Here is a 10,425-nt window from a genome sequence, read left to right as displayed (position 1 = left end):
CTTGAAATCCGTCCAGTTGAACACTGCTTACTAACTTAATTTGACATTTCAAGATTATTTAATAAATTTTAAATTTAGATAGAAAATTATATATAAAAAGGCAAAACAGAAAAACTGAATTGCCTTTTATATATTTATATCTTGTTGTACCTTAAGCTAATTTTTCACTATGCATAGTTTATTTATGCGTTGCAGTAAATTCTTCTGACATTTTACCAGCAATTTCACTTACTAATTCCTGATCTTTCAAATCAGTCGTAGAAGTAACTACTTCAGCAAATTTATCTTGCAGCATTTGTTGCAATTTGACGCTCTCATCGTCTTCTGGAACATTGAATTGATAAATCTTACCAACTGTTTCTAACAGTTTTTCATAGCCCAAACCATGCTCTTTTGCTTCGCGAATCGGCCGAATAAAACGCTCATCAAAGCCAAGTTTGCGGATCGGTGTCCGACCAACACGAGCAATTGTGTCAGAGATATAAGGATTTTCAAAACGATTGATGATTTTCTTTTGATAAGCCTCATGGTCTTCACGCTTGAAGTTCCACTTAGCAATCAACAAATCACCAGTCTCTTTCAAGACACCCTTCAGCTGATTCAAAACACGTTCATCCTTAATAGCGTCACCGATCGTATCATAGCCTAACGTTTTACCAGTATAGGCTACTGTAGCATGACCAGTATTAACTGAGAATAACTTACGTTCAATATATGGTTCCAAGTTTGGAGCATAAGAAACGCCTTCCAGCTTTAAATCAGGGTTAGCCATTTGTGATTCATCGACGACCCATTCCTTGAATGGTTCAACAGAAACCATCAAGGGATCATCATGTTTCTGTAATGGTACGATCCGATCAACTGCAGCATTAGGAAAACCGACATATTCATTAACAAACGCTTGATCTTCATCAGCCAAAGCCTTGTATACTTCGTCCTTTAGATGAGCTGAGCCACCGATCATGTTTTCACAAGCAATCACATCAACCTTTTGTGTGTTGCCTTGTTTCTTACGAGCAACCAAGCCTTCTGCGATCAAAGGTGCGATAAATTGTAAGATCTTAGGACCGATCGCAGTTGTAACCAAGTTAGTTTCCGCAATGGCTGCCACAACCTTTTCGGGTTCTTTGCCATTATTGATACCATCGACATTTTCAACATGGATCTTTTCTTGGCTAGGTGCAGCCAGCTCGATGTCATATTCATGCCGTGAATTCAGTGCGGAAATAATCGTATCATCAACGTCTACAAAATCAATTGAAAAATCATTTGCGGCTAATGTTTCTCCAATAAAACCGCGACCAATGTTACCTGCTCCAAAATGAACTGCTTTCATTAGTTTTCAACCTCTTTCAATAAATCTATAACCTCTTGTGGTGACTGCGCATCGGCTAACTTCGCAACATTGTCGATGTGACTACAAAACAATGCAATTTGCGAAAGAATATCCAAGTGTTCATTGTTCTTACCTGCAATCCCAAAAACAACTGTTACTGTGTTGTCAGTCTCTTTATCTTCGCTAAAATCGACACCCATCGGGACCTGAACGACCGAGATCCCAGTCTTTTTAATATATTGCTTTCCCTCATCTGTACCATGTGGAATAGCAATAAAATTCCCCATATAAGTCGAAACGTCGTTGTCCCTGGCAATCATTGCATCAACATATTTCGGCTCAACACAACCTGCATCCACTAACAACTTGCCTGCTAATTTAATAGCCTCTGTTTTATTAGGAACACTTTGGTTTAACAAGACCATATCTTTTTGTAGATCCATTTGCTAAACGCCTCTCTTTCCTTCGGAACATTCTTTACAGAACTCATCTCATTATGCTTGATTCCTAAATTACTACCCTCTTATTGTACCCTTTCCACGATATCACTCAGCTTTTGGTCTCGTAAATCAGCTACAGACAATGATTGAACATTAGTATAACGAGTCTTCAAGTTTTTAATAGTTTCCGGTGTTGAGATCACTAATCTGTCCTTGTCATCAACAACATCATCAATTGAAACACGTTTAACGGTCGTTTTCTTACCAGCTTTTTCAAGCTGCGTTTTCAACATGCTGGTTGCCATCGTTGCAGAACCAGTATGTTCATCATGGTGGATAAAATCAATCTCTTTAACTTGAGAGAAATCAATTCCGCCAAACTCTTGCTTTCCTGACTGAGAATTAGTCGTAGGTCGAGAGTTTTCTTTTTCATCAGTTGTTCCTTGTTGGGCAACTTTCAAATTAGCTACGATCTCATCATAACGCGGACTATTCATAAAGTTTTGGACTGCAACACTCAAAGCGCTTGGTGCTTTTTGTTGAGCACGTTCTTGCAACTCTTCTTGTGTCACGACTAATAACCCATTTTCGTCCTTTAGGTTTCGAACGGCCATATTAGTTACAGAAATATCTTGCAAACCAGCTTTTTTAAATTTATCTCTTAACAGAGAAGCTCCCATTGCTGAGGAACCCATACCAGCATCACAAGCAAAAATAACTTTTTTAACATCTGAGTAATCCATTCCTTGACCACTAACTTGGGTGTCATTAGTATTGGCTGCATTACCCTTAGATTCAGATTTCATGGCTGAGACTTGAGCTTGTTTACTTGCAAAATCATCATCTTCAGACGTTGACTTGTCTCTCTTCAAGATAAACGCAGCAACCAAAAATGAAACGATCGCAGCGGTGAGCACACCTGAAAGTACGGCCAAATATGCACCTTTCGGCGTCATCAATAAAATGGAAATTATTGAACCAGGTGAGGCAGCGGCCTTTAAACCGGCACCTAACAATTGGAAAGTAAATGTCCCAGTTACACCACCAGCCATGACTGCTAAGAATAAAGAAGGCTTCATCATGATGTATGGGAAATAGATTTCATGGATCCCACCAAAGAATTGGATAATTGCAGCTCCAGGAGCTGAAGACTTAGCACTACCTTTACCAAACAGGCAAAACGCAAGTAAAACACCGATACCAGGTCCAGGATTAGATTCAAGTAAGAATAAAACTGACTTTCCAGCACTAGAAGCCTGCTGAATTCCAAGTGGAACTAAGATACCATTACCAACAGCATTGTTCAGGAACAAAATCTTAGCAGGTTCGATAAACAAATTAGCTAATGGTAAAGCATGAACAGAAATGATCCAATCAACACCGCTAGCCATAAATTTGCTGCCTGCAACCACAAACGGCCCCACAACTGCCTGAGCTAAAATTGCCAACAGCATTCCCATAATACCAGCTGAGAAATTATTGTAGATCATTTCAAAACCCGACTTGATCTTGTCTTGGAATAAATCATCAAACTTCTTCATGCACCAGCCGCCTAATGGGCCCATGATCATTGCACCTAAGAACATTGGAACATTCGAACCCACAATGGAACCGATCGTAGCAATAGCACCAACAACAGCTCCACGCTCATCGTCGACCATCTTTCCACCAGTATAACCGATCAATAATGGCAATAAATACGTAAGCGCTGGTCCACTTAGTTTATTGATAGTAGCATTTGGAAACCAGCCTCCTGGCGTTAAGAAAATCGCCGTGATCAAGCCCCAAGCAATGATTGCTGCGATATTTGGCATAATCATTCCTGATAAAAATGTGCCAAACTTTTGCACTTTAGCCTTCAAACTCGTCTTTGGTTTCCCAGACGAAGCTGTAGCATCTTGTGACATTATTTTTCCTCCTTTTACAAAGTAAGCAAATTATTTTGCCTCTTGTAATTAAAATAATTAATGCAATTGGGAAAGAACACCTTTCCCTTTTGTGAATCTCCACTAATTATGTTAAGGCTTACAGGATACGTTTTCAATAAAATCTAGTGCCAAAAGTGGCACAGTATGGAGTGCCAAAATTATTAAAAGCAAACAATGGATGCTATTTTCCCGTTAAAGTCCAGTAATCCCTGACCTGTTAATTTGTAAAAGTTAAATTATAGTTAAGTCATTGTATCCTTAACCCCTGTATTCAGGCAGTCTGTTTTCATCTTTAAATATAATTTAATTAGCAGTTATGCTCATAACTAACATATTTTTCAAAAAAATTTCTGGGATTTAGTGTCATACGTACAAATCAACTATTTAAGCACATACTTAATTCTTCCAAATTATAGTTTATAAAATATGTCATCTCACTTCTTTTAAAGGTAAAAGATTGATATACTTTAACAAACACTTATTCCAGAAAACCCAATCATGCTTCCCACTGCTTTCAAAATACTGATAATTAAGTTGTGGCATATTCTCTGCACATTCTTTAAATTTTTTATTAAATTGTAAAATTGGATCTTTATCTCCGCAAAATTGATAAAAGTTGGGTAAATTACTCTTGGAATTTTGTTTTAATAATTCAATCAAATCATTATTTGTGCCGGCTATTTTGCCCTTGTTCCCGATAACTGAATTCGCTAGAGACCTGAAACGTTCGACCGAATTATTAATATTTAACCCTTCGAGCACCTTTTTACTACGTATTTCAAAAAAGTCCTGCAGAGAAAGAACTCCTGAAAAGCTTGCAGCATTACTAAACATTTTAGGGTAATTTAAAGCCCATTTAAAAGCGCCAAATCCACCCATCGACAAGCCTGCCACGAATCTGTCTTCTCTCTTATCTGATATTGGGAACATTCTATCTACTAAATATGGCAACTCGGAAGTTAAGAAATCCCAATAATTTTCACCATACACCATATTAGAGTAAAAACTTTTTCCAAATTGTGCACTAATAACGACTAAGTTATACTTTTTAACATATTGCTCAACATTAGTTCGCCTAATCCACTTTGTGTGGTCATCTCCCATACCATGTAATAAATATAATACTTGCAAATCATTCCATGAATCTATTTTAGTCGGTTCAGGAGTAATTGCGTATATTGAACTAGATTTATTTAAAACTGACGACTTAAAATCAATATGCAATAAGGCCATTTTTCTCCTCCTACTTCAAGATACCAAATCCGCCAAAAATCAAGCAAAGAAGAATTAACCACAGCATAGCCTTGGTATAGTTTTTACTAACTTTTTCTAAATAAAAATATACGCCAACCACTACTAATAAAGGCAAAATTCCTGGAGCAATAGCATCAAGAATATCCTTTTGGATATTTAAAACCTTTGCCGCAGTAACTATTTTTATAGGTGTGGTCACCTTCACATATGAAGCAGCTAATCCACCCATCATAAAAAGTCCTAAAACACTTGCACCTGTGATCAGCTTGTCAACAAAGCCACCTTCTAAAACTTTTTCAACAGATGCTGTCCCGGATTTATAGCCTAGATGAAAGAGAAAATAGCTTTCAACTAAAGTAATCACCATGAATATAAGCCAAGGAAGTATCCCAGCTAATCCATTTCCATTTTTTGCCATGGGAATAAACAAACTAAAAATAATTGGTAACCACATGCCCCAATCAATAGTATCACCGACACCTGCTATTGCTCCCATCAATCCTGTTTTAGTACCTACAATTGCTTCCTCAGGGATATCATTTTCCTTGGATTTCTGCTCTTCCATAGCAATAACAATTCCAGGAATTAATGATCCCCAATTTCCACTAGTATTGAAAAACTGAGTATGTCTTTTTAATGACTCAACTAAGTCTTCTTTTTTTGTATAAATTTTTTTCAAAATCGGAGACAAAGAAAGTCCAAAAGAAAGCCCCATCATTCTTTCAAAGGAATGGTTTGTTTCAGCAAACAACCACCATAGCAACCATGATTTTGTTAAATCCTTTTTAGTTATCTTACTCTCCTTATTATTTTCAACCTGTTTTTCTCTTTTATCTACAATTTTATTCATACTCTATGCCTCCTTAGCTGCTTTACTGGAATCTGAAGTGAAAGTTATATGCAAATATGCCAAGAATAAACCACCTAATGCAATTGCCAAGGTAGGAATTCCACTATACTGTTCCAAAAAGAATGCTGCTAAGAAATATGGAAGTAGACTCTTCTTCCCAATCTGCTGGACAATAATAGCAAAACCTACTGCCGGTAATACAGCACCGGCTAAATTTAATCCGTTTAAAATAGTTTGAGGGATCATATTTATTAGGCCACCGATTTGTGCTGCTCCAAAATATAGTACTAGAGTCATCGGTATCGCATATAAAATTAATTTATACGCCGAAGGATAGATAACAGAAGTTCGAAACATTCCTCTAGTATTAGCCTCTTCTACATTTTTATCTGTTTTTGATGCTAAAAAGCCGTTAATAATATATTCAATATTATTTATTTGTACACCCAATAAACCAATCGGAACTGCCAATGCAACAGCCGCATTAATATTAGTTTTCGAAACTACAGCAACAGAGCATGAAACAAGAGCAGCAATTGTAGGGTCCGAAGGAGCTGCTCCACCTGGTACTAGAAGTCCCAAATAGATCAATTGTAATGCTGCACCAACTTTCATAGCTGTTGGTATATCTCCTAAAACAATACCAACCCACAGTGCTGCTGGTAAAGGTGAAAATATCGTAACAACCCCAAAAGTATATCCAAATCGACATCCTCTAAACCAATAAAATAATCCGATTAAAATTGCTTGTAATATAGTAATTTTTGTATCCACGATAACTCACCTCTAAATTAAATTTTTAAACTTCTTTTTCAAAATCATTGACAGATCACTTGGCTTTTCATCGGGTACTCTTTGAAATATCACTTTTACTCCTTTCTGTTGAATTTCTTTTAATTTCTGAGCTTCTGATTCTGACAATGCAATACTTTGGAAAACTATTTTTCTATCTGAATTTGCTCCGATACCCCCGATTTGTACATTTTTATTTTTAAACCCTAAACTATATACTTTTCCTAAAATCTCAATGCTTTTAAACAATACCAGCAGAGGTACTTCTCCAAAACTATCCGAATTAATCTTCTCCACAAAAGTTTCTGAAGAATAAGTTACGACTTCTACACCATGAGGCGCAGCCATTTTGAAAACACTGCTTAAATAAGTATTAGTGGCCAAATAATCATCCACAATTACAATTTCCTTTGCTCCCGCTTCCCCGATCCACTTTGTAACAACCTGTCCATGTACTAATCTATCATCGACTCTCAATAAAGCTATGTTTGCCATAAAAAAACCTCCTATATTTCACTTTTACATAATATCAAGAAGCAAAAAGTGTGCCAACAGCAAACTATTAAGCGGTTACAGGTTTTCTATTTATAATGTCTTTAACTGTATCAAATGTGTATCACTAATAATGAATTGTTTGCTTAAATTTGATACAATTGTCTTTGTACCATGATATTAGGAGGGTTCTTTTATGAGACAATTTTCTAGAAAAGACCGTATAAAAATGTTTTTGGAGGAAGAAACCAAAGGTAGCCTCAATGAAAGTGTAGAGCAAAACTCTGGGATTAGTACAAGTTATATTTCTAAGAAGCTTGATATAACACGCTCAAACGTCAGCAAAGAACTTAATAAACTTTTTAGAGAGAAACAAGTGATAAAGATCAGCGGAAAACCTGTTTTATATCTATCAGTAAATGCACTAGCTTCCAAAATAAATCTTCCACAAAAAAATAACTTCATTTTTACACAAGAGGAACTAAGCAAGCTTCTAACGGTCAAAAAGAAAGACAATGCAATTGAAGACCCTTTTGAAAAAATGATTGGTTATCAGGGAAGTCTAAAATCTGTAGTAGAACAGCTAAAAGCGGCAATACTATATCCCCCATACGGTATGAATATCCTACTTTCTGGATCTACTGGTGTTGGTAAAACTACAATGGTTAGTTATCTTTACAATTTTGCCATAAGCAAAGGTATTCTTAAAAAAAACGCCCCAATGATCACTTTTAATTGTGCTGATTATGTTGATAACCCACAATTATTAATGTCACTTCTTTTTGGATATGAAAAGGGGGCTTTTACAGGAGCAAATAGCACAAAAGAAGGAATTATCAAACAAGCAGAACATGGTATCTTATTTTTAGATGAAGTTCATAGACTACCGCCACAAGCACAAGAAATGTTGTTTCAGGTAATTGACAATCAAACGTATCGTCGTTTAGGTCAGGTAACCCCAAACACTATTGGCCACATTCTTTTTGTCATGGCCACAACAGAGGATATCTCTTCTGCCTTATTAAGAACTTTTACTCGTAGAATTCCTGTTTCAGTAAATTTACCAGATTTAGATGACCGTTTTCCAACCGAGAAACTAGATTACATATATTTATTTTTTAAAGCCGAGGCAAAACAAATAGGATCCTCTCTACTTGTAGATAAATCCGTCATAGAAGCCTTATTAAATTACAAAACACCAAGTAATCTAGGTCAACTAAAGGTAGACATCAAGTTAACATGTGCTAAAGCCTATATGAAAGAAAATGGTGTCTTAGAAAATAAAATTTCTATTACTTTTAATGACTTACCAGAGAAAACTATTAAATCTTACTTTAAAGAAAAAAAATATCAAGAAGTACTAATTCAAGATTTGGTATCACGATTAAATGAAACTATTGAAATTGACTCTACAAAGTCAAATAATCCTGAGTCATCTCCTAACTATTTAACAACCCCCAACGCTACACTTGAACCTAGCTTTAAAGTTTCAAGTAAAAAAGAATATTTGCACAACACTGGCTTAAACGAAGCATATGTGGCAGCAAAGGGCTTTTACCAGCAAATAGATGCTTTTGAAGAGCTTGATAGGTCACAAACCATCACCAAAATAATAAATTATTCTGTATATACGGCAGTAAAAACAACATTGACTGAACTACAGTTAAACCTCCACAAGAATACTATATTAGGGTTAATGCTGCACATTAATACATTAAAGAATAGGATTTATTCAAAAAATATTCCCAAGTATCCACAAACTACTTCAGTTAAGCAACAGTATCCACAAGAATATACATTAGCACTAGATATCAGAAAGAGACTAAATCAGCTGATCGATTTTTATATTCCGGAAGGAGAATTAACCTTTCTAACAATGCTTTTACACATGTCCAAAAAAAAAAATCAAAAAAGCATTGGTATTTTGGCTCTTTCCCACGGGGATAACATTGCATCAAGTATGTGTGAAGTGGTTAATTCATTTTTAAATTCAACACATGCGATTGGAATCGACTTGCCCTTAGACGAAGGCACAGACAAAATATTCAAAAAAGTATTAAATACAATTGAAAGAATAGACAATGGACACGGGGTGTTAATTCTTTCTGATATGGGCTCCCTGTCGTTATTTGCAAATTTGATACAGGAAAAAACCAATCATCAAGTCAGAAACATTTCTCCAATAAGCACCCCAATGCTTTTAGAGGCAACGAGAAAGTCGCAATTACCTAGTGCAACGCTTGATAATCTATTTAATTCTTTGAAAAGTGATTTTTTAATGGAAAAAATCACTCCAAAATCTTTTTCATTTTCTAACCAAAAAATGATTGATTCTTTAGGACAATTTCTCTTATTCATTGACCCTAAAAAAGTCATATCAAGGTTACAAAAAACATTAACCAGAATCACTAACCACCAAAAAATTCCTGAAAATGATGACTTAAAAATTAAATTTATGTTCCATTGCTCCAGTATGGTGGAAAGAATTATGCTAAAAAAGCCCTTACCTTACAATAACGTTCAAAAATTCAAGCAAAGAAATCCTGAACTATTTAAAACTATCAAATGTTCCTTTAAAGAAATTGAGAATGATTATTTTATAGAAATTCCTGATACAGAGCTAGCATATATTGTCGAAATTTTTGATACACATTATTCCCTAAACCAATAAAATTCTTTTATTTGGAATAATTCCTGAGTTGGCACATTTTTTGCTACTAAAAAATTGAGTAGAACAAGAAAGGATTGTGTTAAATGATAAGTTTAATAATTGTTACTCATGGAAGTTTATCAAAGGGACTATTAAATGCCAGCACTATAATTTCAGGTGAACCAACAAACGTCTTTACCTATTCGTTAAACCCTGGCAATAGTATTGCAGAGTTTGAAAAGGTTGTAAAAACTGCCATCGCTGAAAAATCAAAAAATGGGCAGGTTTTAGTATTAACCGACATTCCTGGAGGAAGCCCCACAAATGTTACTGCTGCTTCTATGGAAAAATTAAATTTTGAATGTATAACCGGTGCTAATTTAGGAATGGTACTGGAAGCAATAGTTTCAAAAGAATCCGTTGAAAACTTTGATAAATATGTTGAAAATGTTATGCAGGCAGGCATCAGTAGCATTCATAATCTACGAAAGGAAATTGGAGAATAACAAATAAAGTATGTCATAAAACGTAGTATTGGTCATTACATGCAATATAAACAAATGATATTTTAATATAACCAAAACAGGCTATGAATATACAAGTATCTTATTAGGTAAAACCTGAGAAAAATCTTTGATGCAAAGAAAGTACCATTAACCTGAATTATTCATACTTTTCCCTTA

9 protein-coding genes are annotated in these 10,425 nt (G+C 35.3%); 2 read left to right on the top strand and 7 right to left on the bottom strand.

Annotated elements, in window-relative coordinates; translation table 11 throughout:
- Positions 1–178: 178 nt before the first annotated feature.
- The 7 genes from FC65_RS05935 to FC65_RS05905 form a co-directional block, all read right to left on the bottom strand.
- The gene (locus tag FC65_RS05935; RefSeq protein ID WP_056971921.1) at positions 179–1,336 is read right to left on the bottom strand and encodes a mannitol-1-phosphate 5-dehydrogenase; all 1,158 of its coding nucleotides are present in this window, start codon (positions 1,334–1,336) and stop codon (positions 179–181) included.
- Complete coding sequence (locus FC65_RS05930) at positions 1,336–1,779, bottom strand: PTS mannitol transporter subunit IIA (RefSeq protein ID WP_056971920.1); 444 nt, start codon at positions 1,777–1,779, stop codon at positions 1,336–1,338. The genes FC65_RS05935 and FC65_RS05930 overlap by 1 nt, the downstream gene beginning before the upstream one ends.
- An 80-nt stretch (positions 1,780–1,859) precedes the next feature.
- Positions 1,860–3,683 (bottom strand): PTS mannitol transporter subunit IIBC, encoded by a 1,824-nt coding sequence (locus FC65_RS05925; protein WP_056971919.1) that lies wholly within the window; start codon positions 3,681–3,683, stop codon positions 1,860–1,862.
- A gap of 450 nt (positions 3,684–4,133) precedes the next feature.
- Positions 4,134–4,937 carry an alpha/beta hydrolase gene (locus FC65_RS05920; protein WP_056971918.1) on the bottom strand — a complete coding sequence of 268 codons (804 nt, stop codon included), beginning with the start codon at positions 4,935–4,937 and terminating at the stop codon, positions 4,134–4,136.
- Between the two features lie 10 nt (positions 4,938–4,947).
- Positions 4,948–5,808 carry a PTS system mannose/fructose/sorbose family transporter subunit IID gene (locus FC65_RS05915; protein ID WP_056971917.1) on the bottom strand — a complete coding sequence of 287 codons (861 nt, stop codon included), beginning with the start codon at positions 5,806–5,808 and terminating at the stop codon, positions 4,948–4,950.
- Between the two features lie 3 nt (positions 5,809–5,811).
- Positions 5,812–6,582, bottom strand: coding sequence for a PTS mannose/fructose/sorbose/N-acetylgalactosamine transporter subunit IIC (locus FC65_RS05910; RefSeq protein ID WP_082619052.1), 771 nt, complete (start codon positions 6,580–6,582; stop codon positions 5,812–5,814).
- A gap of 12 nt (positions 6,583–6,594) precedes the next feature.
- Positions 6,595–7,095 (bottom strand): PTS sugar transporter subunit IIB, encoded by a 501-nt coding sequence (locus FC65_RS05905; RefSeq protein WP_056971915.1) that lies wholly within the window; start codon positions 7,093–7,095, stop codon positions 6,595–6,597.
- Positions 7,096–7,288: 193 nt separating this feature from the next.
- Here FC65_RS05905 and FC65_RS05900 point away from each other — a divergent pair, with 193 nt between their 5' ends.
- Together FC65_RS05900 and FC65_RS05895 are read left to right on the top strand one after the other, a co-directional pair.
- The gene (locus FC65_RS05900) at positions 7,289–9,763 is read left to right on the top strand and encodes a sigma 54-interacting transcriptional regulator (protein ID WP_056971914.1); all 2,475 of its coding nucleotides are present in this window, start codon (positions 7,289–7,291) and stop codon (positions 9,761–9,763) included.
- Between the two features lie 83 nt (positions 9,764–9,846).
- On the top strand, positions 9,847–10,248 hold the full coding sequence (locus FC65_RS05895; protein ID WP_056971913.1) for a PTS sugar transporter subunit IIA: 402 nt from the start codon (positions 9,847–9,849) through the stop codon (positions 10,246–10,248).
- Positions 10,249–10,425: the final 177 nt, after the last annotated feature.

Origin of the sequence: Ligilactobacillus acidipiscis DSM 15836 (genome assembly GCF_001435755.1) — a bacterium.
Classification (GTDB): domain Bacteria; phylum Bacillota; class Bacilli; order Lactobacillales; family Lactobacillaceae; genus Ligilactobacillus; species Ligilactobacillus acidipiscis.
This window is presented reverse-complemented; position numbering and strand designations above follow the sequence as displayed.